Genomic DNA, 26,342 nt, shown 5'->3' with positions numbered 1-26,342 from the left:
ACCCGCTGGAGACGCGGTGCGGCAACGGGGCCGGCGCAAGGCGCGCGGTCCCGTTTCGCCGTATTGCGATTATCATTTCGCTTTCATCGCCCGGTCCGCCTCATGAGCAGCTTCAAACGCCTGACCATAGACGACATCGCCGCCCTGGCCGGCGTGTCGCGCACCACCGCCAGCATGGTGTTGAACGGCCATGCCGAGCGTTACCGCATCTCGCCGGCCACCGTGGAAAAAGTGGAGCGGGTGGCGCGCGAGCACCATTTCAAGCCTTCCCAGCAGGCCCGCAGCCTGCGCAGCCGGCGCAGCAGCAGCATAGGACTGGTGGTGCCGGACCTGACCAACTCCACCCACGCCGCGCTGGCGCAGGCGCTGGAGAACCGCTGCCGCGAACGGGGCTACCAGTTGCTGATGGTGACCAGCGACGAAGACCCGGAACGGGAGAGCGACGGCATCGGCCAACTGGCCGCGCGCCAGGTGGACGGCATGATCGTGGTGCCGTGCAGCGGCGACGCCGCGCGCTATCAGCCCTGGACCGGCCGGCTGCCGTTCGTGTTCGCCGACCGCCATATTCCCGGCAGCGGCATCCCGTCGGCGGTCACCGACTCCGGCGACAGCGTCGCCCGGCTGCTGTCCCCGCTGTTGGCCGGCGGGGTGGACGAGCTGGCATACTTTGGCGGCCAGCCGGAACTGTCGGCCAGCCGCGAGCGCCTGGCTGGCTACCGGCAGGCGCTGCAAGCCGCGGGTTTGGAAGAGGGCGCAGACTGGGTGGCCGAGCGGGATTTCCAGCGCGAATCCGGCTACCGGATGATGGCCGACTGGCATGCCCGCCACGGGCGCTATCCGCGCGCGCTGTTCACCGCGTCCATCACCTTGCTGGAGGGCGTGCTGTCTTTCATCCGCGAACGGCATCGGCTGCGCGAGTCGCCGCGATATCTGCTCACTTTCGACGATCATCCGCTGCTCGACTGCCTGCCGCTGCCGGTGGACGCCATATGCCAGGACAGCCGCGCGCTGGCCGAGGCCAGCCTGGGCCAGGTGCTGGCGCTACTGCAGGGCGAGGCGTTGGCCGAGCGCGATCTGCGCGTGCCGGCCAGCCTTAATTTGCGCCGTATCTAAGCGCCCTGAGCGGCCTGGCGCGCGGCGGGCTCCCGCGTTTCGCGCATCAGCAGCGAGCCCAGCAGGAAGGTGGACGACAGCAGCGTGGCGAACGCCATCGCCAGCCCGTAATCGCCGCCGCGCAGGTCCACCAGCTTGCCGAACAGGTAGGGCGCCACCGTGGCCAGCAGATAGCTGAGGAACCAGAACAGGCTGAAAGTGACCGCCGCCTTGTCCGGCGTCATGCCCGGCTGCTCCTGCGCCAGCGTCACCAGGCTGGTGATGGGCAGGAAGATGAAGAAGCCGGCCGCCAGCGCCGCGGCGGTGACCAGCCCCGCGTCGTCGCTCCATCCCCAAACCTGGGCATGCAGGCCGATCACCGCCAGCAGTTGCAGCAGCCCGGACAGCCGCAGCAGCGGCAGCCGGCGCGTCACGCGCCTGGCCAGCCAGATGCCGGCCACCGTGCCGGCCAGTCCGGCGAGCACCACGTATTTCGCCTGCTGGATGCCGGCGTTCTGGTAGAAGCTGAACAGGATCACGTAGAAGGACAGCGTGCCGCTGTAGGTGAAGGCCAGCAGCCAGTTGAAGCGCTCCTTCAGCCCCTGCCACAGCGTATGGCGCGGCCCCGAGTCGGCCTGCTTTGCTTCCGCCGCGCCATCCGCGCCGAAAACCAGCCACAGCGCCAGGCACAGCACGCTGCCCAGCGAAATGGCGAGCAGCGTGGTCTGCCAGTCCTGGAACCAGCCCAGCATGGCCGGCAGTCCGAACAGGATGGCGGCGGTGCCGATGTTGAAGGCCACCGAATTCAAGCCATTGACGAATGGGCGCTCGCTTGGCGCGAACCATTGCATGACGATGGGCGAGAAATAGACGATGACCAGCGCGCCGCCCAGTCCCATCAGGAAGCGCACCAGCAGCAGCCAGGGGTAGCTGTGCACGAAGGGCGTCAGCGCGCCCAGCGCCATCAGCGCCATGGCCAGCGCCACCGCCTTTTTCGCCAGCAGCCGCGACAAGATGCCGGCGGCGACGAAGGTGCCCAGCAGCTTGGCGGCGGCCACGGCGTTGCTGATGTGGGAGCCGGCGGCCAGGTCGTGCACGCCCAGTTCGCGCATGATCTGCGGAATGAAGGCGCTGCCGCCGGCCCAGCTCATGCCGAACAGCACATAGCTGGAAAACAGCAGCGCTTCGATCAGGTACTTGTTGGTTTTCATCCCTGCCTCGACGAGTATCGAAACTGCCAGTTTTAGCGAGGCCGGCTGCGGTGAAACCTGTCTTTTCAGCCAGCCCAGCCTGGGACGTGGCTGTCCAGCGGCATCGACGGCAGGTCCCAGCGCGCCGGCGTCAGCGCCATTCGGGCGGCGTGGCGCACCGCCAGCAGGCGACCGAAGCCGGAGTCGCGCTCTTCCAGCCAGGGGCGGACATCGTCCAGCGTCGGCAAGGACCGATCCATCGCGCCGGCCACCCGGCCCAGGCCGCGCAGCCAATGGCCGGTCTGGGCCAGCGACACCTGCACGTGCCAGCTGCCGCCCTCGGCCCGCTGGCGGTGCAGCGCGGCGATCGCGCCCAGCGCCGCCAGGTAGCCGGCGCCGTGGTCCAGCGCCTGGGCCGGCAGCGCGCGGGGCGCATCGCTGCCGGCGGCCTCGGCTTCGGCCAGGTTGAAGCCGCTGGCGGCCTGGGTCAGCGAGTCGAAGCCTCGGCGCCCAGCCCAGGGGCCAGTATGGCCGTAGGCGCTGAGCGAAACGTAGACGATGCCGGGGCGGAGGCGCGCGGCATCCTCGGGAGAGAAACCCAGCGCGGCCAAGCCTCCCGGCCGGTAGCCCTGGATGAAGACATGGGCGTCGGCCAGCAGGGCGCGCAGCGCCTCGCGGCCCGCTGCCGTCGTCAGGTCCAGCCCGGCGTTGCGCTTGCCGCGTCCGGTGTCGATATCGAGCGTCGCTATGGTGGGCAGGTTCGGCGAGGTGATGCGCAGTACGTCGGCGCCGTGGGCGGCCAGCGCGCGTCCGGCCACCGGGCCGGCGATGATGCGGGTCAGGTCCAGCGCGCGGATGCCTTGCAGCGGACGGAAAGAGGGCGGGAGCGGCAAGGGCGGCGCGTCTCCTATCCGCGTGATGGTCAGCGGCGGCAGTGCGGCGACGGCGCGGCCTTGCGGATGCGCATCCCATTCGGCGAAGCTGCGCAGCGCGGCGACGACCAGGCCGCGCTCTGCGGCCGCGTCCTCGAAATCGAAGGCGGACCAGGTCGCCAGCGCGCCGGCCACCGCATCCCTGTCGTATTCGCAGCCCAATAGATCCAGCACGCCCCGGCAGTGATGGGCGAAGTTGGTGTGGATGCGCACCCAGCGTCCGTCTCCGCAGCGATAGATGCCGGCTATCTTGTCCCAGGGGTCGGCCGGGAGCGCGCCATCGACGCGGAAATAGTGCTCGCTGCGGAATTCCGCGACGGCATGGCTGGCGTCGACGCCGACCGTCTGCAGCTCCCCGCCGCGCAGACGCCAGAATTCAGCCGCCGCCAATCCGCAAGCGCCTATCGACGCCTGCGCGGCGGCGGCGATGGCGAAGGAAGAAGGCAGCATGGCGCCGCCGTCGTTCAGTTCAAGCTGGGAGAGGGCGGAGGCGTCGAGGCCGCAGTCGAGCCAGAGCTGGCGGACTGCGCGAAGGGCGAGCGCGGGCATGGGTTTCCCCGGATGGTGGATATCGCATTACAACCCGCGCTTTCCTGCCGGTCAATGCATATGTCCTTATTGGGGGGCGTCTCCGGCCAGGAAGTCGCGCAGCATCGCTTGCGCGGCAGCCGGCTGGTCCCTGGCCACGCGCAGCCCGGCGTTTTGGATGATGATCTGGCTGAGATTGCCATGGCTGCGGATCAGGCCGGCAGCCAGGCCATAGGGGCGCCAGGCCTGCCGCTTTTGCCGGCGGAAGGCGTCGGCCTGCGACCAGGATTGGGTATTGAACCAGGCGTCGAGCCCCAGGTAGTTCCCCGTCATGCAGCATTCGCCGTGAAAGAACAGCACCTTCAATTGATCCAGCAGCATGGGCAGCAAATGGGATGAGCTTTCCTGCCATATGGCTTCGGTCATCAGGCTGGAATGCGGCTGCAATTCATTATTGGAGCGGGGGTCGATGTGCAGAGCCTGTTGCACCGAGGGCTTTTTCAGGTATTCGCTCAGCGCTTTGGACGGCTTCTGAGGCGGATGGCGGATATCGTGCAGATCGCGGCCGCAGCATTGCTGGATATAGCGCTCTATCCCGACCGCTATCCGGCCCGCCGATTGCTGCTGCAAGGCGATGGGAGAGGCGTGGGCCCGGTTGAACTCGTCCAGTCCGGCTTGCGCGTGGTTTCGTTCGTCCAGATTGATCAGCCGGTGCTGATACGCGTAATCGATATGGCTGGGCAGCTGGATGTCGGGCGCCAGCTGGGCGTTGCCCAGTCCCAGCCCCTTGAGCGAGATTTGCGGCTGGCCGCCGCTGTTGCCGTCCAGCACGCGGTGGGCCAGGCGCGCGATGGTGTGGGTCGCCGCGGCGTTGCCGAACAGGTAGCAGTCCCGTTCCCGGTAGCGCGGCCAGCGCAGCAGGAATTCCTGCAGCGCGTGGTACAGCTGCAGGCTGGCTTCGTCGTGGCTTTCCGGCAGGTAGCGCGGATGGGTGGTGAAGGACAGGCCATGGCCCAGCGGCTGTTCGATGATCAGGAGGTTGACATGATGGTGCCAGCCGAAAGGGTTGGAATAGATGCGGCCGGAAGGGTCCAGCAGATAGGGGCCGTGCTCGTCCAGCAGCGCGTCCAGCGCGCTCCATTCCGGCGCGCCGTTGATCCAGACCAGCAGCGGGGCCTGCTCCGGATGGTCTCCCGCTTCGCTGAAGCAGAAATACAGCCAGCCTCCGGCCGAGTCGCCGACGGACAGATAGCCGGCGAGCTGGGTGCTCCGGACCGCGCCGAAGCCGGGCAGATGGCTGAGGGCGGCGCTTTCGAACAGGAAAGGATTCGATTGCACGTTCATCGACGGTTTATCTCCGCACGACGGTGGGGACCCGGGGGCCTGGCCGTGATGACTATGTTATAGACATTGCGCGAAGCGATGTGGCCGCTTGATAAAATCCAGTGTGATTTTTCACGTCTTGTTGAGATTTAAGTTCGCTGCGATAAGCGCCGCCTTGCAAGGGTAACGGCAGCCATGCCGCTTACCCAACCAAACCTGACGGAGCATTTCCATGCTGAGCCTGCACACCAATATCGCGGCACTGAACACCAAGTCCAACATGAACAGCACCCAGGGCGCGCTGTCCACCTCCATGACCCGCCTGGGCACCGGCCTGCGCATCAACTCCGCGATGGACGACGCCGCCGGCCTGCAGATCGCCACCCGTCTGGACGCCCAAAGCCGCGGCATGACCGTCGCCATGAAGAACGCCCAGAACGGCATCTCCATGCTGCAGACCGCCGAAGGCGCGCTGAACGAAGTGACCAACATCCTGCAACGGATGAAGGACCTGGGCACCGAAGGCGCCAACGGCACCACCACCGCAGCCGACAAGACCGCGATGCAGGCAGAGTTCGACCAGCTGGGCAAGGAACTGACCAACATCATGAAGAACACCTCCTTCGGCGGCGAGAAGCTGCTGCAAGGCGGCAAAGTGGCCAGCGCCCTGAGCTTCCAGATCGGTTCCGCCGCAGAAGAAACCATGTCGGTGGATCTGAGCGGCAATATGAAGTCGTTGGACGACTCGCTGGGCAAGGTGTCGGCCAACTACGAAAAGACGATGACCGCCGACGAGAAGGCCGCCGCCGACAAGGCCAAGCGCGATAAGCAGATTACCGCTGCCAACGGCGTACTGGACGCCACCGCCAAGACTGCAGCGGAAGCCGCCGCCAAAACCGCCGCAGGCGGCAAGGACCAGGCTGCCATCACCGCGATGGCTAGCGGCACCGACGCCGAGAAAAAGGCCAAGGCCGACGCTCAGGCTCAATACGACAACGGCTACCTGGCCGAGGCTTCCAAGAACGCCGATGCCAAGACCGCGATCGACGCCGCTGTCGCCAATACCGAAATCGGCAAGTCCGACACCATCACCACCATCAACGCCGCGCTGGACGCCGTCGGCACCGTGCGCTCCGCGCTGGGCGCCAACGCCAACCGTCTGGACCACGTGATCAACAACCTGTCGAACGTGAACAACAACACGCTGGCAGCCAAGGGCCGCATCATGGACACCGACTACGCCAACGAAAGCTCCAACATGACCGCCAAGCAGATGCTGATGCAAGCCAGCACCTCCATGCTGAAGCAAAGCGGCAGCATGAGCAGCCTGGCCATGTCCCTGCTGCAGTAATCATCGACGCGCGGCCTTGCGCCGCGGCGATGCAAGCCAGTGGTCCGCCACTGGCTTTTTGCTTTTTCCATCCGCCGCTTGGGCCGCGTGGTAGAAAATGGTTGCAAAGTGTGGCGCGGGCGGGGTTTTCTTCGCTTAGGACTGGTTGCGAAGGGGCGGGGATGAATATAATTGGCCGTTTTTTATCTGCGATTCGAGGATGGCTATGCGTAAGGCCCTGTGCTGGCTGATAGGCCTCTGCCTGAGCGTGCCCGCGCTGGCGGGCGGCGATCCCGTGGTTTTGACGGTTTCGGGCAAGATCGGGCGCTTCACCGACGCCAAGCGCGGCGTCTACCAGTTCCGCGACAGCGACCTGGGCAAGTTGAAGCAGGTGAGCTTCACCACCTCCACCAGCTGGACGCCTTCGGTGCGCTTCAGCGGGCCGCTGGTGCGCGACATCCTGGCCAAGGTGGAGGCCAAGGGCACCATGGTGAGGGTGCTGGCGATCAACTACTACCGCTACGACATCTCGGTCGATGAGTTGGGCAAGCAGAGCGTGGTGCTGGCGCGGCGCATCGACAACAAGCCCTTCGATGTCGCCCATTACGGTCCGCTGTGGCTGATGTATCCATTGCAGACCATGCCGGACGCCGACAAGGGCCCGCCGCTGGACGCCAAGCTGGTATGGCAGGTCGAGGCGATGGAGGTGATGTGAGGCTGGGCGGCATGAAGCGCTATGTGCAGGCGCCGTGGTGGCTGATCCTGTCGCTGCTGGTGCTGCTGCTGGCCGCCGGCTGGAATTTCTACCGGATAGACCGCGCCAGCCAGGCCCTGATAGACAGCGGCAAGAGCGAGCAGCTGTACTGGACGGTGGCGCAGCTGCACATCGAGCTGGAGAAGACCCGGGCGGAGCTGATCGGCTACGCGGCCGAGCCCTCGTCGTTCGATCCGGGCGCGCAGTTCCAGTTGCTGCAAAGCCGCTACCAGGTGTTCGAGGCGCCGGACAGCGTGCTGGTGCACCGCCAACTGCGCCGGGTGGCCGGCTTCGAGGCGCTGGTCGGCGCGCTGGGGCCGCTGATCCATGACAAGAGCTGGCTGCGGATCACGCCCGACTGGGCGCGCCGCATGGTGGTGCGCATGGACGCGCTGCGCCCGGTGCTGGCCAATTTCGCGGTGCAGAGCCGCGAAGCCGAGGTGTCTACCCGCGTGGCGCGCACCAGGGCGCTGGCCAGCCAGCGCTCGCAGATGCTGATGCTGCAGCTGGTGCTGTGCGGCGGCATCTGCGGCGTGCTGCTGGTGTTGATGCGCTTCCGCGAAGTGAAGGAGCTGGCCGAGGTCAGGCAGTCGCTGCTCGAGCAGGAGCGCGCGGCGCACCAGGCCACCGTCGCGCTGGAGCTGGACCGAACCACCTTTCTGGGCACGCTGGGCCACGAGATCCGCTCCCCGCTGCAATCGATGCAGATGTGCATGGAGCTGGTGGAGCCCGCGGTGATGCCGCAGCCGGCCGCCCAGTTGGCGCTCAAGCGGATGAAGGCCGGCATGGCGCAGCTGACCAGCCAGGTCCACGACATCATGGACATCTCGGCGATCAAGAACATGCAGCTGCGGCTGAATCCGGGCCGGGTCAAGCCGTCCGCGGCGCTGAAAGCGGTGATCGACGTGATGCAGCCGCTGGCGGACGCCAAGGGCCTGACCCTGCGCTACGAAGAGGATGGCCTGCCCGAGCGCGCGCTGCTGGACGAGACCCGCTTGCGCCAGATCGTCGGCAATCTGGTGTCCAACGCGATACGCTACACCGATCAGGGCGGCGTCACGCTGAAGGCGCGAGGCGTCAGCGACGCCGATCATTCCGAACTGTGGCTGGAGGTCAGCGACACCGGCATCGGCATCGCCGACGAGGACAGGCAGAGGATATTCCAGCCGTTCAGCCAGGGGCGCAATCGCCGTCCCGGCAGCAGCGGCCTGGGCCTGTCCATCGTCAAGGAGCTGGTGCGCCTGTTCGGCGGCAGCATAGAAATGGAAAGCGCGGTGGGCGCGGGTTCCGTGTTCACCGTCAGGCTGCCGCTGCGCGCGGTGGGAGAGAGCGAGCAGGGGCGCAGCGTGCTGGTGGTCGAGGACGACGACGAGATCCGCGGCTCGATCGCCGAACTGCTGGGCCAGGAGGGCTACCAGGTATCCTGCGCGGCGACGCTGTCGCAAGCGGCCGGCAGCCTGGTGCAACAGCGTTTCGACGTGTTGCTGCTGGACATGCAGCTGGGCGGCGACAGCGGCTACCAGCTGGCGGAGCTGGCGCGCAAGCAGCCGCAGCGGCCGCTGATGCTGGCGATGAGCGCCGACCCCGACGAATTCGCCGACGCGCGCGCAGGCTGGTTCGCCGCCAGGCTGCGCAAGCCTTTCGACAGCGGCCAGCTGCGCGCCGCGCTGGCGGCGCTGCCGCTGTAGCGCAAAGGCGGCAGGGCAAAAAAACAGGCTCCGTGCGGAGCCTGTTTTGTTATCGGCTTGAGCGAGGCTCAGGCATGTTCCAGCGCGTTGGTGACCATGTTCTTGATCTGCAGCGCCAGGATGGAGCCGGGCGCCGGCTTGCCGATGTAGTAGACGCCGTGGGTCTGCAAGGCGCGCGACAGCTCGCTTTCATGCTCAAGCGCGTAGCCGGTCAGCACCACGATGGGCACCGTGGACGAGTGGCTGCGTATGGTCTCGATCACTTCCATGCAACTGGTGGGCTCGCCCAGCACCCAGTCCAGCACGAAGGCGTCGAACTCCTCGTGCTGCAAGGCCTGCAACAGCGCCTGCGGCTGATGGTAGGGCAGGGCGAACAGGCCTTGCTGCACCAGGATGGCCGACAGCAGGTCGGCGTCCTTGTCGTCCAGGACCGCCACCAGCAGCCGCTTGGTGTTGGCGCGCTTGGGCGGGCGTATGGTCAGGTAGCCGACCTCGTAGCCGTCCTCGCCGTCGAACAGGGTGCCGGGGAACACATGCCAACAGTCGTGCAGGCGCTTGGCCAGGAACAGCGGCGCGCAGGAGTCGTCGGCCAGCTGTTCGCCCAGCTGTATCCAGCAATGGGCCTCGCCGCTCTGGTTGTTCAGGTGCAGGATGGCCGGCAGCAGTTCGTTGTCCATCGGGCTCTGCCCTTCCTGCTGGCTGTGGTCGACCAGCAGGCTGGAGGCCGGGAGGTTGAAGTACTGGGCTAGGCGCTCCACCTGGGCCAGCTGCCAGGGGCTACTGCCGTTCAGCTTGCGGTATGCCTGGGAGGTGCTCAATCCCAGGATCTGTTCGATCAGGCTGGCTTGCTGCGCTTCCGGCCAGCGGAACTGGTCCAGCTGCTTGCGGATGTTGTCGCAGATGATTTCGTTGGCGGACTTGGGGGTGGTCATGGCGATGTCCCGTCACATGATTTTCATATTGGCGATCCTAGCATCCATGCGGCCGACATGTGTGCAAAAAATGCTCATACTGGCAATTTTTCCTAATTTTGCGAAACATGCATTTGCATTTTCACAACATGCGAAAAGGTACGCCTGTATTTCAGGGGCAGCTGGCCCATTTCATCAATTGAAATCGCGGAATTTTTGGCCTAAGGCCATGAATATCATGCACTAAGCGGCATGATGGGGAGGGTCTGGCCTGAAAGGGCCGGGGGATTCGCGCCGGATGGCAGGCATCCGGCGCAAGAAATGCGAGCGCGTCAGCCCAAGGTGCCGGTCAGGCTGACCTGGCGGTTTTCCGGCACTTCGTTGTACGACAGCACGTGCAGGCCGGGCGCGAACAGCCGGCCGTAGCGGGCCAGCAGCGGGCGGATCTGGGGCATCACCAGCAGCACCGGCGCCTGGCCCAGCTGCTTCATCTGGTCGCGGACCACCGGCATATTGGCTTGCAGCTGCTGCAACACGTTGGGATCGATCGGGAAACTGTCCAGCTGCGGCTTGCCGGTCTGCTGCGCCTGGCCCAGCGCGGAGAGCAGCAGGTTTTCCAGGTCGGCCGACAGGTTGAAGGCCCGGATCTCGTCGCGCGGGCCGATGATGGCCTGGACGATCTGGCGTTTCAGCGCGCAGCGCACCTCGGCCGCCAGCATGATGGGGTCCTTGCTGGCGTCGCTGGCTTCCAGCAGGGCGGTGGCGATGGGCACGATGTCCTTCAGCGACACATTGTCCTGCAGCAGCTGGCGGAACACGCGCAGCTGCTGCACCGGCGTCAGCGCCTGGCCCAGCGCGGCGGCAAGCTTGGGCGCCAGCGCCGCCAGCCGCTCGCCCAGCGCCGCCACGTCGTCGTGGCGGAACAGCTCGGCCAGGTTCTCGCGCATCACTTTGTTCAGGTGGGTGGCCATCACGCTGGCGCAATCCACCACCTGATAGCCCAGGCCCAGCGCCTTGCTCTTGTCGGCGAGGGCGATCCAGGTGACCGGCATGCCGAAGGCCGGGTCGATGCCGGGGATGCCGTCCACCTCGCCGTAAACGTCGGGCGACGGAATCGCCATCAGCCGGTCTGCGTAAACCTCGGCCTCGGCTACGGTGTTGCCGGAGATCTGGATCGCGTATTGGGAAGGCTTGAGACGCAGGTCGTCGCGCAGATTCACCGTCGGCAGCAGCAATCCCATCTGCTCGGACAGGCTCTGTCGCACGCCCTTGACGCGCTTGGTCAGCGGCGCGCCCTGGCCGGCGTCCAGCAGCGCCACCAGCTTGTAGCCGAGCGCGATGCCCAGCGTGTCGGCGTAGGGCAGGGTGCTCCATTCCAGCTCGATCTCGGATTCGCCCTGCAGCGCCGACTTCACCGCCGCCTGGTTCAGGGTGCTGGCGGCGACCGGCCGGCGGGCGTGCATGCGCCAGGCCACGTAGCCGAGCAGCGCGGCGAAGCCGAGGAAGGTGGGCCACGGCATGCCGGGGATGATGGCCAGCACCAGCATCATGCCGGCCGCGCTCATCAGCACGGTCGGCGAAGCCAGCATCTGGCTGCCCACCTGCTGCGGCATGTCGGCCTCGTCGTTGATGCGGGTGACGATGATGGCGGCGGCGGAAGACAGCAGCAACGCCGGAATCTGCGCCACCAGGCCGTCGCCTATGGTCATCAGCGCGTACTGGCGGAAGGCGTCGCCCATCGACAGATTGTGCATCAGCGCGCCGATGGCCACGCCGCCGAACAGGTTGATGATCAGGATCAGGATGCCGGCGATGGCGTCGCCGCGGACGAATTTGGACGCGCCGTCCATCGCGCCGTAGAAATCCGCCTCGGTGGCGATGTCGCGGCGCCGCTGCTGCGCCTGCTCCTGGTTGATCAGGCCGGCGTTGAGGTCGGCGTCGATCGCCATCTGCTTGCCCGGCAGCGCATCCAGCGTGAAGCGGGCCGACACCTCGGAGATCCGCTCGGCACCCTTGGTCACCACCATGAAGTTGATGATCATCAGGATGACGAACACCACCATGCCGACGACGAAGTTGCCGCCTATCACCACATTGCCGAAGGCCTCGATCACCCGGCCGGCGGCGTGGGTCCCCTCGTGGCCGTGCAGCAGCACCACCCGGGTGGACGCCACGTTCAGCGACAGCCTGAGCAGCGTGGTGGCCAGGATGATGGTGGGGAACACCGAGAAGTCCAGCGGCCGCCGCGCCGACACGCTGACCAGGATCACGATGATGGCCAGCACGATGTTGAAGGTGAACAGCATGTCCAGCGCCAAGGGCGGCAGGGGCAGCATCACCATCGCCAGGATGGCGAGCAGGAACAGCGGGGCGGCGAGCTTGTGGCGGCCGATGTCGGCAAGCAGTTTGGTCAGCGAGTTCATGATGCGGGCTCGGGATCGGACAGTTCGCGGGGGACCGGCAGGTCCGGCAGGGTGGGCCGGCTGCGGCGGCTACCCGCCTGGAACGCCTTCAGTTGCAAAACATAGGTCAGCACTTGGGCCACCGCGCGGTATAGCGGCGCGGGGATCTGCTGGTTGACCTGGGTGGTGTGGTACACCGCGCGCGCCAAGGGCGGCAGCGGCAATACCGTCAGTTTCATTTCCTCCGCCAGCTGGCGGATGTACAGCGCCATCTCGTCCACGCCCTTGGCGACGATGAACGGCGCCTCGGCGCGGTTTTCGTCGTATTTCAGCGCCACCGCGTAGTGGCTGGGGTTGACGATGATCACGTCGGCGCCGGGCAGCGCCTTGCGCACGCCGCGTTGCGCCATCTGCTGCTGCAGCTGGCGGATGCGCTGGCGCACTTCGGGCCGTCCTTCGGTGTTCTTGTGCTCTTCCTTGATTTCCTGCTTGCTCATCCGCTGCTGCTTCAGGAACAGGAACACCTGCAGCGGCAGATCGGCCAGCGCGAACAGCAGGAACACCGCGGCCAGCTTGAGCAGGCAGGACAGCAGCAGGTCGGCGGCGCCGGCCAGCGTCGGCAGCAGCGGCATGCTGTGCAGCGCGAAGAAGTCATGCAGCGCATCGCTGGCCACGCGGTACAGCAGCCAGCCCAGCACCAGCGCCTTGGCGATGGATTTGCCGATCTCGCTGGCGTGCTTGGGCGAGGCCAGCCGCGACAGGTGGGCCAGCGGGTTCATCCGCTCGAACTTGGGGCTGATCTGGTTCAGCACGAACACCCAGCCGCCGGGAAACAGGCTGAGCAGCAGCATGGTCAGCGGAATGACGGCCAGCGGCGCCAGCATCTTGATCAGCAGCAGCAGGGTGCCGCCGAACAGCTTGGACAAGCTGTTTTCCAGCGCGCCCTGGCCGGACAGCGAGGCGAAGGCCAGCGCGAACAATTGCCGGAAATCGTCCAGCCAGCCCGGCGCCAGCCAGAACATCATCTTCAGCGCCAGCAGCAGGCCCAGCGCGGCGGCCAGGTCCTTGGAGCGCGGCACCTGGCCCTGCTCGCGGGCCTTGCGCAGCCGCTGGGGCGTGGCCTTTTCGGTCTTGTCGTCCTGCCGCGCCTCAGCCATGGCCGATCTCCAGCAGGCGGTTCAGCAGCCGCAGCGTCTGCTCGCTCAGGCTCAGGTATTGCGGCGGCAGCACTTGCATCAGCAGGGTCAGCGTGGACAAGCCGAACAGCGTCACCACCGGGAAGCCCAGCGAGAACAAGTTCAGCGCCGGCGCCACGCGGTTGATCATGCCGAAACCGGCCTGGACGACGAAGGTGGCGAACACCACCGGCAAGGCCAGGATCATCGCCGCCGACATCACCCAGCCGACGCTGGCGGCCAGCACCGGCAGCGAAGCCTGCGGGATGCCGCCGCCCAGCGGCCAGGCGCGGAAGCTGGCGTACACCACCTGCACCAGCACCAGATGGCCGTCCATGGCGAAGAACAGCAGCGCGGCCAACAGGTAGAGCAGGCTGGACACCACGTCCGAGCTGTTGCCGTTGCCGGGGTCGTTCATGATGGCCATCGACAGGCCCATCTGCGACGACAGCAGGAAGCCGAGCAGCGCCAGCACCGACAAGGTCAGCTGGAAGGCGAGGCCGAACAGCAGGCCGATGACCACCTGCTCGACGCTGGCGGCGACGCCGTGCAGCGTGAACGGGTCGATAGGCGAATGGGCGGGCATGCCGGGAATGCAGGCGACGGCCAGCGCCAGCGCCAGGCCGACGCGGGCGCGCATCGGCACCACCGCGTCGCCGATGAAGGGCGCGATGGCGAAGGCCGCCATCAGCCGGCAGAACGGCCACCAGACGGCGGGAACCAGATCCAGCAGCTGGGCGTACAGGCCCTGCATCGCTACCCCACCTGGCTCGCGGCGCGCTGGAACATGGCGACGCAGAAATCCATCAGGTAGCCGGTGATCCAGTGGCCGGCCAGCGCGATGGTCAACAGCACGATCAAGAGCCGGGGCAGGAAGGACAGCGTCTGCTCGTTGATCTGGGTGGCGGCCTGGATCAGGCTGACCACCACGCCGACGATCAGGCTGGGCAGCACCAGCAGCACCACCAGCGTCACCACCACGCGCAGGCTGTCGTTGACGATGTCGACGGCGATATCGGGCGTCAGCATGGCTCCGTCCCTCCTAATAGGCCTGTATCGACGTGACCAGCGTGTTGACGGTCAGCGACCAGCCGTCCACCAGCACGAACAGCAGCAGCTTCAGCGGCAACGAGATCACCAGCGGCGACAGCATCATCATGCCCATCGCCATCAGCACGCTGGACACCACCAGGTCTATCACCAGGAAGGGAATGAACAGCATGCAGCCGATCTGGAACGCGGTTTTCAGCTCGGACAGCACGAAGGCCGCCAGCTTGACGGTGAAGGCGTGGTCTTCCGGGCGGGCGACGTTTTCCTCGCCGGACAGGCGCGCCACCTGGGCCAGCGCGGTCTTGCCGGTCTGGGCCAGCATGAAGCGGCTGACCGGTTTGGCGGCGATCTCCAGCGCCTGCTGCATGGTGATCTTGTCCTGGTCGAAGGGCACCATCGCCTCGTTCCACACCTGCAGTCCCACCGGGCGCATCACCAGCAGCGTCAGGATCAGCGCCACGCCGGTGATCAGGCGGTTGGGCAGGCCCTGCTGCAGGCCCAGCGCCTGGCGCAGCAGCGACAGCACGATGACGAAGCGCGTGAAGCTGGTCATCATCAGCACCAGCACCGGCAGCAGGCCCAGCGCCGTCATCAGGATCAGGATCTGGGTCTTGATCGTGAAGTCGACGGATGAGCCGCCGGCGTTGGCGGACAGCAGCTTCAGCGGCTCGGCCCAGGCTGGCGCGGCCGCGAGCAGGCCAGCGGCGGCGAGCGGCAGCAGGGGAAGTGCGCGTTTCATCAGGCCAGGCTGTCCAGCTGCAGGTCGTTGAGTTCCACCACGCGCAGGCCGTAATTGTCGCCGGACACCACCACCTCGGCGCGGCCGATCACGGTGCCGTTGACCTTGATGTCCAGCGGCTCGCCGGCGATCTTGTCCAGCTCCACCACCGATCCGGCGCTTATCTGGCACAGATCGGCCAGGCTGATGTCGGCGCTGCCGACTTCCAGCGTCAGCTTCACCGGGATCTTGCGCAGGAAAGGTGTCATGTCGCGCGGGGCCGGCGCGGATTCGGCGGGCGCGGGGGAGGGCGCGTCGGCGTCCAGGCCGTCCAGGATGCCGTCCAGGTCGAAGTCTTGGTTCAGTTCCATTGCGGGTTCCTTGGTTTATTCGATGTCGGCGAAGCCGGACAGGCACAGTTTGCCCTGGCGCTCCACCACCTGGGCGCGGAACAGCGGCGAGCCCTGGGCGCAAACTTCGGCGTGAGGCTGCATGGCGACGGGCAGCACGCTGCCGGGGCGCAGGTCCAGCACCGCGCCCAGCGGCAGTTCCTGCTCCAGCAGCCTGGCGTCCAGGCGGATGCGCACCCGCTCGGCGAAGTTGGCGCTGTCCGGGTTGCCCAGCAGCCGCGGACGCTGGCCGGACAGGTTCTGCAGCAGCGCGTCGAAGGCGGCGGCGTTCAGGCGCAGGCGCAGCGTGCCGAGCTTGGCGTCGCCGTCGCTGAGGTCCACCTCCAGCTGCCAGGCGGCCTGGTCCGGGTAGCCCAGCGGCTGCGGCCTGGAAGCGTCGGGCAGAGAGGCGCGGCTAAGTTGATGGATGGCGCGGGCCAGGCGCGGCAGCAGCCGTTCGGCCAGCGTGCGGCCCAGGCGGCGCTCGGTTTCGGTTTCGGCCGGCAGTTCGCCGTCCGACGCGCCGGCGCGGGCGCCGAAGCGGTAATCAAGTATGCCCAGCAGCAGGCCGCGGTCGAAATGGCTGCCCAGCCGCCAATCGTCCAGCGCGTGCCACTGCCAGCGCCGCTCGTCGGCCGCCGGCAGCTGCTGGCGCAACGCGTCGATGCGGAAGCCGGCGTGGTAGCGGCGGTTCAGTTCGCGTTCGAGAAAGTCTTCCAGTTCCTGCCGCAAGGCGCGGGCAAACAGCGGCAGCAGGTGTATCGGGCGGCCCAGCGTGCGCAGGTCCAAGGCCTGCAGGCGGGCGCCTTCCTGCGGTGCGACGATTTTGGCTTTGGGCATCGGAGCTTCGTTATCGTGGCGGGCGGCTGCGCGGCAGCCCCCGGCTATTGCTGGGAGTGTGCATCTTACTGGCTGTCCGCCAGTGGTAAAGGGGGAAAATTCACGGCTGGGAATGTGAAAAGTACCATCGGTATGCTAAAGCGGTGAGTTTAAAATCCGCCAGCCTGCATTTAACAAGCGCTGCAGGTTGATGGAGTAGTTTCGATACCGCTTTTCTAAGGATGAACGATGGCCACCAATCTGGGCTTGATGATCCACGCCGACCGCAGCCAGCTGCTGGGGGAGATGGCGAAACTGGGCCAGTCCGCCCCCGCGCCGATCGCCGCGCAGGAAGACGCCGCCACCGGCCACAGCTTCAGCCAGGCCATGGTGTCTGCCGTGCGCGATGTCGACCAGCAGAACCGCCTCGCCGCGGAGAAGATGACCGAGGTGGACAGCGGCCAGAGCGACGACCTGGTCGGCGCGATGCTGATGAGCCAGGAAGCCAGCCTGTCGTTCTCGATGCTGATGCAGGTGCGCAACAAGGTGGTCGGCGCGGTCGACGACCTGATCAAGATGCAGCTGTAAGCGGGAGCCGACTGTGGTCAAACAATTGCGCAGCGGCCTGGCCGCGGTTCAACAAAGAATGGCGGGCCGCCAGTTGCTGCCCGCCAACGCCTGGCGCTACCTGCTGCCCATCGTGCTGCTGGCCATCGGCCTGAGCGTGGTAGCCACGCTGTGGCTGTGGCGCGACGACGCCAGCTACAAGCCGGTGTTCGGCGCCCAGGAGAAGGTGAGCGGCGCCGACATGATGGCGGCGCTGGACGCCGAGAAGATTCCCTACCGCGTCCATCCGCAGACCGGCCAGGTGCTGGTGCCGGACGGCGACCTGGCCCGCGCCCGGATGCAGCTGGCGGCCAAGGGCGTGGTGGCGCAGCTGCCGGCCGGCCTGGAGCTCTTGGACAAGAACGACCCGCTGGGCGTCAGCCAGTTCGTGCAGGACGTGCGCTTCCGCCGCGGCCTGGAGGGCGAGCTGGTGCAGAGCATCCAGGCGCTGGATCCGGTGCGTTCGGCGCGGGTGCACCTGTCGCTGCCGCGCAGCACTTCCTTTGTCACCGCCGGCGGCGAGAAGGGCTCCGCCTCGGTGGTGGTGACGCTGAAGCCGGGCCAACAGCTGTCCAGCGAGCAAATCGCCGCCGTGGTCAAGCTGGTGGCCGGCAGCGTGGCTTCGCTCGATCCGTCCCAGGTGACGCTGGTCGACCAGGCCGGCAACCTGCTGTCCGCCCACGTCGACCTGAGCGACGGCGGCATCGCCGGCAACAACAGCGAGGCGGCGCGCCGCTTCCGCGACGAGGCGCTGCAGAACGCGCGCGACCTGCTGACGCCGGCGCTGGGCGCGGGCAATTTCAAGGTCAGCGTCACCGCCGACGTCGACAACGACCGCGTCGAGGAAACCCGCGAGAAGTACGGCGAGGCGCCCAAGGTCACCAACGAGGCCTCGCGCGAGGAAACCAGCACCGAACGGATGGCGCTGGGCGTGCCCGGCTCCCTGAGCAACCGTCCGGTCAACACCGACTCCTCGTCCCCGGCCGCCGACAAGGCTGGCAACAGCAAGAACGCCGTCACCCGCCAGTACGCGTACGACCGCAACATCACCAACATCAAGCGCGCGCGCGGCACGCTGCGCCGCCTCAGCGTGGCGGTGGCGCTGAACCAGGCCGCGGCGCCGGGCGGCAAGGGTTGGCAGCCTGCCGAGCTGGCCAATATCGACAAGCTGCTGCGCAACGGCCTGGGCATCAACGCCGAGCGCGGCGACGTGCTGGCGGTGTCCACGCTGCGTTTCGCGCAGCCGACGCCGGCGGAGCCGTTCTGGGAGCAGCCGGAAACCTGGTTCGAGGGCGCGCGCTGGGCCGCTTACGCGGTGGCGCTGCTGCTGGCCTACCTGCTGTTGGCGCGGCCGCTGCTCAAGCTCGCCCGCCAGCTGGCCGAGCGCAAGCTGAACGATTACACGCCGGACGAGCTGGATGTGACGCCGGACGATCCGCTGCTGGACAACCGCCCGCTGCGTGAGGCCGCCAGCCAGCGCCAGGCGGCGCTGTCGGCCGCGCCCGGCGACAGCCCGGTGGTGCCGCTGCTGGAAAATTATGACCTGCCGCCCGCCGGCTCGCCGGTGGACGTGATGGTGGAACACCTGAAGGGCCTGGCCGCCAAGGAGCCGGAGCGCGTCGCGGAAGTGGTCAAGCAATGGGTGCAGAACAATGGACGCAAACAATAATCCGGCGCCGGAATCCCCGGCTTACATTCCGCCCGCGCCTGCCGCCGGCAACGGCCAGATGAGCGCGATCGAGCAGGCCGCGGTGCTGCTGTTGTGCATGGGCGAGGAGCCCGCCGCCGCGGTGCTGCGCTGCCTCAGCCGCGAGGAGCTGCTGCAGGTGACGCAGGCGATGTCCGGCATGAGCGGCATCAAGGTGGACGCGGTGAGGACCACGATGCAGCGCTTCTTCGACGAATACCGCGAGCAGAGCGGGGTGCACGGCGCCAGCCGCAGCTTCCTCAAGCGCTCGCTGGAGCTGGCCCTGGGCGGCGACATCGCCGGCAGCGTGCTGGACACCATCTACGGCGACGCGATCCGCCCCAAGATGGCGCGCCTGCAGTGGGTGTCGCCGCAGTGGCTGGCCGACCGCATCGCCGCCGAGCACGTGCGCATGCAGGCCGTCTTCCTCGCCTTCCTGCCGCCGGCGCTCGCCGGCCAGGTGGTGGAAGCGCTGCCCGAGGCCAGCCGGGACGGCGTGCTGGTCAACGTCGCCCGCCTGACGGACGTGGACCGCGAACTGCTGAACGAGCTGGACGAGCTGGTCAACCGCTGCCTGGAGAGCCTGCACACCCAGAGCACCGCGGTGGAGGGCATGCAGCAGACCGCCGACATCATCAATCGCCTGCCGGGCGACCGCAGCCGGATGATGGAGCTGTTGCGCGCGCACGACCCGGAGATCGTCGACGAGATCGAGGTGAGGATGTACGACTTCTTCATCCTGTCGCGCCAGACTGAGGAAGTGCTGATGCGCATCTGCGAGGACATTCCGCTGGAGCAATGGGCGATCGCGCTCAAGGGCGCCGAGCCTGCCGTGCGCGACGCCATCATCCAGACCATGCCGCGCCGGCAGGCGCAGAACTTCGAAGCGACCATGCGCCGCTCCGGTCCGGTGCCCAAGAGCCGCGTCGAGGAGGCGCGCCGCGAGATCATGGCCCAGGTCAAGCAGCTGGCGGACGCCGGCGAGATCGACCTGCAGCTGTTCCCTGAGGAAGTGGTCGAGTGAAGCACTGGCGACCTTTCCGATTTCCGCCGCTGATAGACGGCGCGCCGCTGGCGCCCGACGCCGCGGCCGAGGTGCAAGCCTCCGCCGCGGACGGTTTCCGCCAGGGCATGGACGCCGGCTACCGCGAAGGTTTTGACAGCGGCGAGGCCGCCGGCCGCGACGCCGGCTATCAGGCAGGCCTCGAGCAGGGCCGCGCCGAAGGCGCCGCCGCCGCGCGCGCCGAGACGCTGGCCGGGCTGGAGACCCTGGGCGCGCCGCTGGCGGCGGCCATCGAACAATTGAACAAGCTGTGCCGCGACTACCAGGCCGCGCAGCGCGACGAGGTGGTGGACCTGGTGGCCAAGGTGGCGCGCCAGGTGATCCGCTGCGAGCTGGCGCTGAAACCGGTGCAAATCCTTGACCTGGTGGAGGAGACGCTGGCGGCGCTGCCGCAGGGCGCGCACAGCCAGGGCGAGGTGGAGGTGCTGCTCAATCCGGAGGAGTGCCAGCGCATCCGCGAGCTGGCGCCGGAACGCGCCGCGCAGTGGAAGCTGAGCGCCGATCCCTCGCTGGCGCCGGGCGAATGCCGGCTGCGCGGCGCCGAGTTCGAGGCCGACGCCGGCTGCCAGCAGCGGCTGGAGCGCTGCGTCGACAGCCTGCGCGAGCAGCTTGCGGCGGAAGAGGGCTAGGCGATGCTGCGTCAGGCGCTTAGCCAGCTCTCCGTGCCGGACACGCCGGTCGCCACCGTCAGCGGCAAGCTGGTGGGCGTCAACGGCTTGCTGCTGGAAAGCGTGGGCTGCCCGCTGCAGACCGGCCAGCGCTGCCTGGTGGAAACCGCCGGCGGCGGCTGGCTGCAGGCGCAGGTGGTGGGCTTCCGCCGGGAAGTGTCCTTCCTGATGCCGTTCAAGAAGCCGGTCGGCCTCGCCACCGGCGCGCGGGTGCTGCCGGCGCCGGACAACGGCGGGCTGATGATAGGCGACGGCTGGCTCGGCCGCATCGTCAACGGCCTGGGCGAGCCGCTGGACGGCAAGGGCCGCCTGGGCGGCGACGCGCCGCTGGCCGCCCATCCGCCGCAGATCAATCCCTTGAAGAAAAAACCGGTCGATACGCCGCTGGACGTCGGCGTGCGCGCGATCAACGGCTTCCTGACCATGGGCCGCGGCCAGCGCGTCGGCCTGTTCGCCGGCTCCGGCGTCGGCAAGAGCGTGCTGTTGGGCATGATCACCCGCCACACGGAGGCTGAGGTCGTCGTCGTCGGGCTGATCGGCGAGCGCGGCCGCGAGGTGCGCGAGTTCGTCGAGCACGCGCTGGGGGCGGAAGGACTGGCCAAGGCGGTGCTGGTGGTGGCGCCGGCCGACGAGTCGCCGCTGATGCGGCTGAAGGCCACCGAGCTGTGCCACACCATCGCCGCCCATTACCGCGACCGCGGCCGCAACGTGCTGTTGCTGGTCGATTCCCTGACCCGTTACGCGATGGCGCAGCGCGAAGTGGCGCTGGCGCTGGGCGAGCCGCCGGCCACGCGCGGCTATCCGCCGTCGGTGTTCGGCCTGCTCCCCAGCCTGGCCGAGAGCGCCGGCAACGGCGAGGGCGGCGCGGGCAGCATGAGCGCGATCTACACCGTGCTGGCCGAAGGCGACGACCAGCAAGACCCGGTGGTGGATACCGCCCGCGCCATCCTGGACGGCCATATCGTATTGAGCCGGGAATTGGCCGAGCGCGGCCATTACCCGGCGATAGACATTTCCCGCTCGGTCAGCCGCTGCATGAGCCAGCTGATCGACGCCGACCACGCCGCCGTCGCGCGCGAGCTGCGCGGTGCCTGGAGCCGTTACCAGGAAGTGCGCGGCTTGCTGCCGCTGGGCGCTTACGTGCCCGGCGCCGATCCGGCCACCGACCGCGCGCTGCGGCTGCAGCCGCGCATCGAGGCGCTGCTGTGTCAGGATGCCGGCGAGGCGGCGCCCTACGCCGAGTGCCTGAGCCGACTGCAGGAGCTCGCCAGCGCATGAACCCGCCGATACGACAACTGGATCTGCTGCTCAGGCTGCGCGAACGCGACGGCGAGCGGCTGGAGACCGAGCTGGCCGCCAAGCGGCGGCTGCAGGAGCGCTATCGGCGCAATATCGAGCGCCTGGACCAGCTCAGCGCGGCCAGCGGCCCGAGCGCGGCGGCCGGCCACCCGGCGCTGGCGCTCAATTGCGCCGGCTACAAGCGCCACCTGCTGGATCTGCGCCAGTCGCAGCAACAGGATCTGCAGCTGGCGCAGGCCGACGCCGAAGTCAGCCAGTCGCGCTTGCAGGACGCGCGCCGGCGCGAAGAGCAGGTCAAGCTGCTGCGCGAGGAAAAACTGCTGGAATGGCGGACTGCGCAGAGTCGGGCCGAGCAGAAGCGCACCGACGAAGCCGCCGGCCAGGCCTGGATGAGGGGACGCGGCTAGTGGTGAATATTCACGTCGTTTCAGTCCGCGCGGGCGATGGTCGCCCTGTAATGGTACATACCGTTAGCGGACGAAAGGAATACTGATGGCGATCGACTTCAACGCGATGCCGCCCTCCACCTGGGCGGAAAACCTGGCGCGCAACCAGTTGAGCAAGTTGCAGACTCAGTTGGACACCCAGACCAAGAGCGCCAAGGCGCGCACCGACGCGCTGAGCCAGTTGCAGAAGGCGCTTCAGGACTACAAGAGCAGTCTGGCCACGCTGACCGGCAAGAAGAGCCTGGTGGCGATGAACGCCGCCGCCACCCCGGACGGCATGGCCTCGGTCACCGCCAAGGGCAACGCCGCCGCCGGCAATTACAGCGTGTTCGTCGAGCAGCTGGCCAGTTCCCAGCAGCTGCTGATGGGCGATCTGGCGGGCGCCACGGCCAAGGCCGGCGACAAGTTCACCGTCAAGCTGGCCGGCGGCGAGAGCTTCGACGTGGCGCTGGACGGTTCCGACCGCGATAACGATGGCAAGCTTTCTCCGAGCGAGCTGGCGCTGGCAATCAACCGCGCCAGCGGCAACGCCGGCAAGGTCAACGCGATGGTGCTGAACAACAACGGCGTCAGCCAACTGGTGCTGTCGGCCGGCAAGAGCGGCGAAAAGAACACCATTTCCCTGGATTTGAGCGGCGTCGGCGATGCCGGCCTGAAGAGTGGCCTGTCCGCGCCCAAGGAATTGAGCAAGGCGCAGGACGCCGTTGTCTGGCTGGGCGGCAAGACCAATGGCGTCAGGCTGCAGCAGGGCTCCAACACCTTCGACAACATCGAAGGCGTCAGCTTCACCGTCAACAAGGTCAGCAAGGATACCGATCCGCCGCTGCAGATTTCCGTCAGCCGCGGCGACAGCGACACCACCGCCAACGTCCAGTCCTTCGTCGATGCGTACAACAAGGTCTACAAGGCGATTACCGACCTGTCGCAACCGGGCAGCAATGGCAAGCCGGGCGCGCCCTTCGCCGACGACTCCAGCATCCGCGGCTTGCGGAGCCAGCTCAACGCCATCCTGCGCCAGCCCTTTGACGGCGTCACCCAGGGCCAGCTGGGCATCAAGGCGACGCGGGACGGCACGCTGGAGCTGGACAGCAAGAAGCTCGGCGAAACCTTGAAGGCTACGCCCGACGCGCTGGACCGCTTCTTCAACGGCGCGAGCCAGAACGGCGCGCTGAAGCAGAGCGCCGACTACCTGGACAAGTGGCTGAACGGCAGCAACGGCATGCTCAAGCTGCGCCGCGACAGCGAGGATCGCAACCAGAAAGATTTGGGCCGGCGGCAGGACGCGTTGCAGAAGACCTTCGATCAGACCTACAACCGCTACCTGGCGCAATTCACCAAATTGCAGAGCATGCAGGATCAGATGACCCAGACCATGGGCATGCTCAATTCCAACTTCATCTGAATTTAAGAAAGCAGGATCGAGATCGTGGATTACGACGCCTATCGCAGCTACCACGCGGTCAATCTGGAAGCCCAGACCGGCGCCGCCAGCCAGATCGAGCTGGTGCTGGTGCTGTTCGACGGCCTTCTGGAAGAGATCGCCCGCGCGCGCGGCCACTTGCAGCACCAGCGCTTCGAACAAAAGGGCGAGAGCATCAGCAAGTGCATCAACATCCTCAACGGCCTGTCCAGCGCGCTGGACTTCGAGTCCGGCGGCGAGGTGGTGACCAATCTGGCGCGCTTGTACGACTACTGCGCCCACCGCTTGTACCAGGCCAGCGTCGAGCTCGACGCGGCGGCGCTGGACGAGGCGGAGAAGCTGCTGGTCACGCTCAAGGGCGGCTGGGTCGGCGTGCGGGACCAGAATGCCGCGGCCTGATGTCCAGCGCTGGTGCCAGGCCATCGCCGAAGCGGTTGGCCGGCGGGACTGGGACGCGCTGACGGTTTTGGACGGATACCTGCGTCGGTTGCTGTCCGAGCCCGGCCATGGCCTGGACGCGGACGACAGGGCGGCGCTGGCCGCCGCCTACCGCGCCGCGCTGGCCGCGAGCGGCGCCGAGCGGGACGCGCTAGGCGAAAAGATGTCCGCGATCGGACAACAGCGCGAAGGCCGGCTGGCCTACGCGCAATTCAGTGAATGGGAACAAGCATGAGCAGAGTGGCACCGCCGCAATCCGCTCCCGCTTCCTCCGCGCAGGCGGGGAACGGCGACGCGGCTGTCGGCCAGGCGATGGACGGCCTGGCGTGGATGGATGCCGATCCGGCAATCGGCTTCGCCGACGCGATGTCCGATGCCGGCGCGCGGCAGCCACCGCCTGAAGATGAGCCGGAGTCGGCTCCGGCGGCGCGCGATGCGGCGCCGCTGGCGGCTGTCGTCCGCCAGGACTTGCCGGTCGCGCCGGCCGCCGTCGATCAGAACGCCGCGGCGGGAGACGGCGCGGACGGGAAGGCGCAGGCGGGCAAACCGGTGGATGCCGCGGCGCTGAGCCCGGCGCTGCTGCCGCAGACCTGGCAGGCGCTGATGCCGCGGCAGGCGCCGCCGCCAGCCGCTGCCGAGTTCGCTGTCGATGTCGGCGAACGGCTGGCTCCGGCGCTGGATGCCGCGGCCAAGCCGGCAGACAAGGCCTTGCAGGCGCAGTTGCCGGAGATGGCGCTGCCGCGGGAGGCCGCGCCGCGCCTGGACGGCTTGGCCGCGGTCTTGCCGCAGATCCATCCGGCCGAAGCCGGCAAGCCGGCGGAGAGCTTCAGCCTGGCCTTGCCGCCGTCCCAGCCGGAAAGCTGGAGCGGCAAGCTGCAGGCCGCACTGGGGGAGCGTTTGCAGGCTATGCCCGCGCAGAATATGGACCGGGCGACGCTGCGGCTGGACCCGCCGTCGCTGGGCACGCTGGAAATCTCCCTGCGCCACCAGGCGGGCGCGCTGACGGTGGAGCTGACCGCGTCGCACGGCGAGGTGGTGCGCCAGCTGCAGGGCATAGGCGAGGCGTTGCGCCAGGACCTGGGCGGCCGTCAGTACACCCAGGTGGCGGTGGAGGTGCGCGAAGGCATGCCGTCCGGCCACGGCCAGGGCGGCCGCCAGGGACGGGAACAGCAGGCGCAGCAGCAGCCGGGCCGCGCGCTGAGCGAGCAGGGCTGGCAGGCTGCCGGCGGATTTCAACTGGATCAGGGCTGAGACAGCGAGAGGATATCGATAGATGAATAGCAGGACCCTGATCGTGGCCGTTCTGGTGGCCATTGCGGTGGCGGGCATGGGCGCAGGCGGCTGGTGGTATTACCGGCAGGCCGCGCATGCCGAGCCGGCCAAACCCAAGCCGGTCGACTACCGTTTCGTCACGCTGGACAAGATCATCGTGATGCTGAAGAGCGAGTCCGGCGGCGACGCGCGCTACATGGCGGTGGACCTGGTGTTCCGCAGCAGCGCCGAAAGCGAGGCCAAGGTGAAGGAGCAGTTGCCCCTGCTCAAGAGCGTGGCGGTGCGCGCGCTGTCGCAGCTGACCCGCGAGCGCGCCAACGCGCTGAACATCGACGACTTCCAGAAGCTGCTGGACCGTTCCTACCGCGCGACTTTCGCGCGCGAGTCGCGCGAGCAGCCGTTCACCGAGGTGATGGTCAGCAAGCTGATCATCGAGTAAGCGCGATGTACGCCGAGTGCTACGAGCAGCCGCCCCAAGCCGCCGACGAGGCGCGGCACCTGGCCGTCTATGCGCCGCTGGTCAAGCGCGCCGCGCGCCAGCTCTCCAGCCAGGCCGGCGGCGTGTTCGATCGCGAGGACATGGAGCAGATCGGCCTGATGGCCTTGCTCGATTGCCTGCGCCGCTATGGCGGCGAGCCGGACGAGCGCTTCGCCGGCTTCGCCATGCTGCGCATCCGCGGCGCGATCCTGGACGAGCTGCGGCGGCTGGACTGGCGCCCGCGCTCGGTGCGGCAGGAGGCGCACCGGGTGCGCGACGGCTTGCGCGAATTGCGGCGCAAGCTCAGGCGAGAGCCGACCGAGGCGGAGGCGCTGGGGCTGCTGGGGCTGGACGCCGACGCCTACCGCGATGCCCTGTTGGCGGAAAACGCCGAGGCGATGGCCAGCTTCGACGAGCTGGTGGCTTCGGGGATGGAGCTGGCGGCCGAAGGCACGCCCGAGGCGAGGCTGGAGCGGCAAAGCGAGCTGGCGCGCGCGCTGACCGCGCTCAACGAGCGCGAGCAGCAGGTGATCCAGCTGTATTACGAGTTCGAACTGAGTCTCAAGGAGATCGCGGCGGTGCTGGAGCTGACCGAGGCCCGCATCTGCCAGATCAACAAGAGCGCCCTGAAAAAGATGCAGGCCTGCCTGATGGCGGCCTGAAG

At 67.6% G+C, this 26,342-nt stretch carries 27 protein-coding genes; 16 read left to right on the top strand and 11 right to left on the bottom strand.

Translation table 11 applies throughout. From position 1 onward, the window contains the following. Positions 1 to 102 precede the first annotated feature (102 nt). Complete coding sequence (locus CV_RS14795) at positions 103 to 1,113, top strand: substrate-binding domain-containing protein (protein ID WP_043596409.1); 1,011 nt, start codon at positions 103 to 105, stop codon at positions 1,111 to 1,113. Here the strand turns inward: CV_RS14795 and CV_RS14790 are convergent. The 3 genes from CV_RS14790 to CV_RS14780 form a co-directional block, all read right to left on the bottom strand. Next, positions 1,110 to 2,303, bottom strand: coding sequence for an MFS transporter (locus tag CV_RS14790; protein ID WP_011136561.1), 1,194 nt, complete (start codon positions 2,301 to 2,303; stop codon positions 1,110 to 1,112). The genes CV_RS14795 and CV_RS14790 overlap by 4 nt on opposite strands. A 65-nt stretch (positions 2,304 to 2,368) precedes the next feature. Continuing rightward, positions 2,369 to 3,763, bottom strand: coding sequence for a CoA transferase (locus tag CV_RS14785; RefSeq protein ID WP_011136560.1), 1,395 nt, complete (start codon positions 3,761 to 3,763; stop codon positions 2,369 to 2,371). A 66-nt stretch (positions 3,764 to 3,829) separates the two neighbouring features. Next, positions 3,830 to 5,086 (bottom strand): serine carboxypeptidase, encoded by a 1,257-nt coding sequence (locus tag CV_RS14780; protein WP_011136559.1) that lies wholly within the window; start codon positions 5,084 to 5,086, stop codon positions 3,830 to 3,832. Between the two features lie 211 nt (positions 5,087 to 5,297). Between CV_RS14780 and CV_RS23050 the strand changes: the two genes are divergently transcribed. The 3 genes from CV_RS23050 to CV_RS14765 all read left to right on the top strand — a co-directional run bounded on the left by CV_RS23050 (position 5,298) and on the right by CV_RS14765 (position 8,837). Further along, on the top strand, positions 5,298 to 6,416 hold the full coding sequence (locus CV_RS23050; protein WP_011136558.1) for a flagellin: 1,119 nt from the start codon (positions 5,298 to 5,300) through the stop codon (positions 6,414 to 6,416). 205 nt (positions 6,417 to 6,621) lie between these two features. Continuing rightward, positions 6,622 to 7,110, top strand: a complete 489-nt coding sequence (locus tag CV_RS14770; RefSeq protein ID WP_052262886.1) for a hypothetical protein — start codon at positions 6,622 to 6,624, stop codon at positions 7,108 to 7,110. Between the two features lie 11 nt (positions 7,111 to 7,121). Next, positions 7,122 to 8,837 carry an ATP-binding response regulator gene (locus CV_RS14765; RefSeq protein ID WP_011136556.1) on the top strand — a complete coding sequence of 572 codons (1,716 nt, stop codon included), beginning with the start codon at positions 7,122 to 7,124 and terminating at the stop codon, positions 8,835 to 8,837. Positions 8,838 to 8,905: 68 nt separating this feature from the next. Here CV_RS14765 and CV_RS14760 read toward each other — a convergent pair whose 3' ends face one another. The 8 genes from CV_RS14760 to CV_RS14725 form a co-directional block, all read right to left on the bottom strand. Continuing rightward, complete coding sequence (locus CV_RS14760; RefSeq protein ID WP_011136555.1) at positions 8,906 to 9,769, bottom strand: helix-turn-helix domain-containing protein; 864 nt, start codon at positions 9,767 to 9,769, stop codon at positions 8,906 to 8,908. A gap of 311 nt (positions 9,770 to 10,080) precedes the next feature. After that, entirely contained in the window at positions 10,081 to 12,171 is a 2,091-nt protein-coding gene (locus CV_RS14755; protein WP_043596403.1) for a flagellar biosynthesis protein FlhA, read from the bottom strand. Continuing rightward, positions 12,168 to 13,307, bottom strand: a complete 1,140-nt coding sequence (gene flhB, locus CV_RS14750) for a flagellar type III secretion system protein FlhB (protein WP_011136553.1) — start codon at positions 13,305 to 13,307, stop codon at positions 12,168 to 12,170. Before flhB ends, CV_RS14755 begins: the two co-directional genes overlap by 4 nt. After that, positions 13,300 to 14,079: a flagellar biosynthetic protein FliR gene (gene fliR, locus CV_RS14745; RefSeq protein WP_011136552.1), complete on the bottom strand. Its 780-nt coding sequence runs from the start codon at positions 14,077 to 14,079 to the stop codon at positions 13,300 to 13,302. The genes flhB and fliR overlap by 8 nt, the downstream gene beginning before the upstream one ends. Before the next feature lie 2 nt (positions 14,080 to 14,081). After that, positions 14,082 to 14,354, bottom strand: a complete 273-nt coding sequence (gene fliQ / locus CV_RS14740; protein ID WP_011136551.1) for a flagellar biosynthesis protein FliQ — start codon at positions 14,352 to 14,354, stop codon at positions 14,082 to 14,084. Between the two features lie 13 nt (positions 14,355 to 14,367). After that, a complete protein-coding gene (gene fliP / locus CV_RS14735) occupies positions 14,368 to 15,114 on the bottom strand; it encodes a flagellar type III secretion system pore protein FliP (RefSeq protein WP_011136550.1) in 747 nt (248 codons plus the stop codon). Further along, on the bottom strand, positions 15,114 to 15,464 hold the full coding sequence (fliN, locus tag CV_RS14730) for a flagellar motor switch protein FliN (RefSeq protein ID WP_011136549.1): 351 nt from the start codon (positions 15,462 to 15,464) through the stop codon (positions 15,114 to 15,116). The genes fliP and fliN overlap by 1 nt, the downstream gene beginning before the upstream one ends. A 15-nt stretch (positions 15,465 to 15,479) precedes the next feature. Then, the gene (locus CV_RS14725; protein ID WP_011136548.1) at positions 15,480 to 16,322 is read right to left on the bottom strand and encodes a FliM/FliN family flagellar motor switch protein; all 843 of its coding nucleotides are present in this window, start codon (positions 16,320 to 16,322) and stop codon (positions 15,480 to 15,482) included. A gap of 228 nt (positions 16,323 to 16,550) precedes the next feature. Here CV_RS14725 and CV_RS14720 point away from each other — a divergent pair, with 228 nt between their 5' ends. The 12 genes from CV_RS14720 (at position 16,551) to CV_RS14665 (ending at position 26,340) form a co-directional block, all read left to right on the top strand. Next, positions 16,551 to 16,889, top strand: coding sequence for a flagellar hook-basal body complex protein FliE (locus CV_RS14720; protein WP_043596400.1), 339 nt, complete (start codon positions 16,551 to 16,553; stop codon positions 16,887 to 16,889). A 13-nt stretch (positions 16,890 to 16,902) separates the two neighbouring features. Next, a complete protein-coding gene (fliF, locus tag CV_RS14715) occupies positions 16,903 to 18,576 on the top strand; it encodes a flagellar basal-body MS-ring/collar protein FliF (protein WP_076226158.1) in 1,674 nt (557 codons plus the stop codon). Beyond that, entirely contained in the window at positions 18,560 to 19,618 is a 1,059-nt protein-coding gene (locus CV_RS14710; protein WP_080509040.1) for a flagellar motor switch protein FliG, read from the top strand. Before fliF ends, CV_RS14710 begins: the two co-directional genes overlap by 17 nt. Then, positions 19,615 to 20,286 carry a flagellar assembly protein FliH gene (gene fliH, locus CV_RS14705; RefSeq protein WP_011136544.1) on the top strand — a complete coding sequence of 224 codons (672 nt, stop codon included), beginning with the start codon at positions 19,615 to 19,617 and terminating at the stop codon, positions 20,284 to 20,286. The genes CV_RS14710 and fliH overlap by 4 nt, the downstream gene beginning before the upstream one ends. Positions 20,287 to 20,289: 3 nt before the next feature. After that, entirely contained in the window at positions 20,290 to 21,603 is a 1,314-nt protein-coding gene (fliI, locus tag CV_RS14700) for a flagellar protein export ATPase FliI (RefSeq protein WP_011136543.1), read from the top strand. Further along, positions 21,600 to 22,031 (top strand): flagellar export protein FliJ, encoded by a 432-nt coding sequence (gene fliJ / locus CV_RS14695; RefSeq protein WP_011136542.1) that lies wholly within the window; start codon positions 21,600 to 21,602, stop codon positions 22,029 to 22,031. The genes fliI and fliJ overlap by 4 nt, the downstream gene beginning before the upstream one ends. An 85-nt stretch (positions 22,032 to 22,116) precedes the next feature. Next, positions 22,117 to 23,472, top strand: a complete 1,356-nt coding sequence (gene fliD, locus CV_RS14690; RefSeq protein WP_011136541.1) for a flagellar filament capping protein FliD — start codon at positions 22,117 to 22,119, stop codon at positions 23,470 to 23,472. 24 nt (positions 23,473 to 23,496) lie between these two features. Next, positions 23,497 to 23,889, top strand: coding sequence for a flagellar export chaperone FliS (gene fliS, locus CV_RS14685; protein WP_011136540.1), 393 nt, complete (start codon positions 23,497 to 23,499; stop codon positions 23,887 to 23,889). Then, positions 23,876 to 24,163 carry a hypothetical protein gene (locus CV_RS14680; protein ID WP_043596397.1) on the top strand — a complete coding sequence of 96 codons (288 nt, stop codon included), beginning with the start codon at positions 23,876 to 23,878 and terminating at the stop codon, positions 24,161 to 24,163. Before fliS ends, CV_RS14680 begins: the two co-directional genes overlap by 14 nt. Further along, positions 24,160 to 25,179, top strand: coding sequence for a flagellar hook-length control protein FliK (locus CV_RS14675; protein ID WP_052278847.1), 1,020 nt, complete (start codon positions 24,160 to 24,162; stop codon positions 25,177 to 25,179). Before CV_RS14680 ends, CV_RS14675 begins: the two co-directional genes overlap by 4 nt. 22 nt (positions 25,180 to 25,201) lie before the next feature. Next, positions 25,202 to 25,639 (top strand): flagellar basal body-associated FliL family protein, encoded by a 438-nt coding sequence (locus tag CV_RS14670; RefSeq protein WP_011136538.1) that lies wholly within the window; start codon positions 25,202 to 25,204, stop codon positions 25,637 to 25,639. A 5-nt stretch (positions 25,640 to 25,644) separates the two neighbouring features. Beyond that, positions 25,645 to 26,340 carry a FliA/WhiG family RNA polymerase sigma factor gene (locus tag CV_RS14665; protein ID WP_011136537.1) on the top strand — a complete coding sequence of 232 codons (696 nt, stop codon included), beginning with the start codon at positions 25,645 to 25,647 and terminating at the stop codon, positions 26,338 to 26,340. The last annotated feature ends 2 nt before the right edge of the window (positions 26,341 to 26,342 follow it).

This window comes from Chromobacterium violaceum ATCC 12472 (assembly GCF_000007705.1).
GTDB classification, from domain to species: Bacteria; Pseudomonadota; Gammaproteobacteria; order Burkholderiales; family Chromobacteriaceae; genus Chromobacterium; species Chromobacterium violaceum.
Note: the sequence above shows the minus strand (reverse complement) of the source record. Positions and strands in the feature narration are given on the sequence as shown.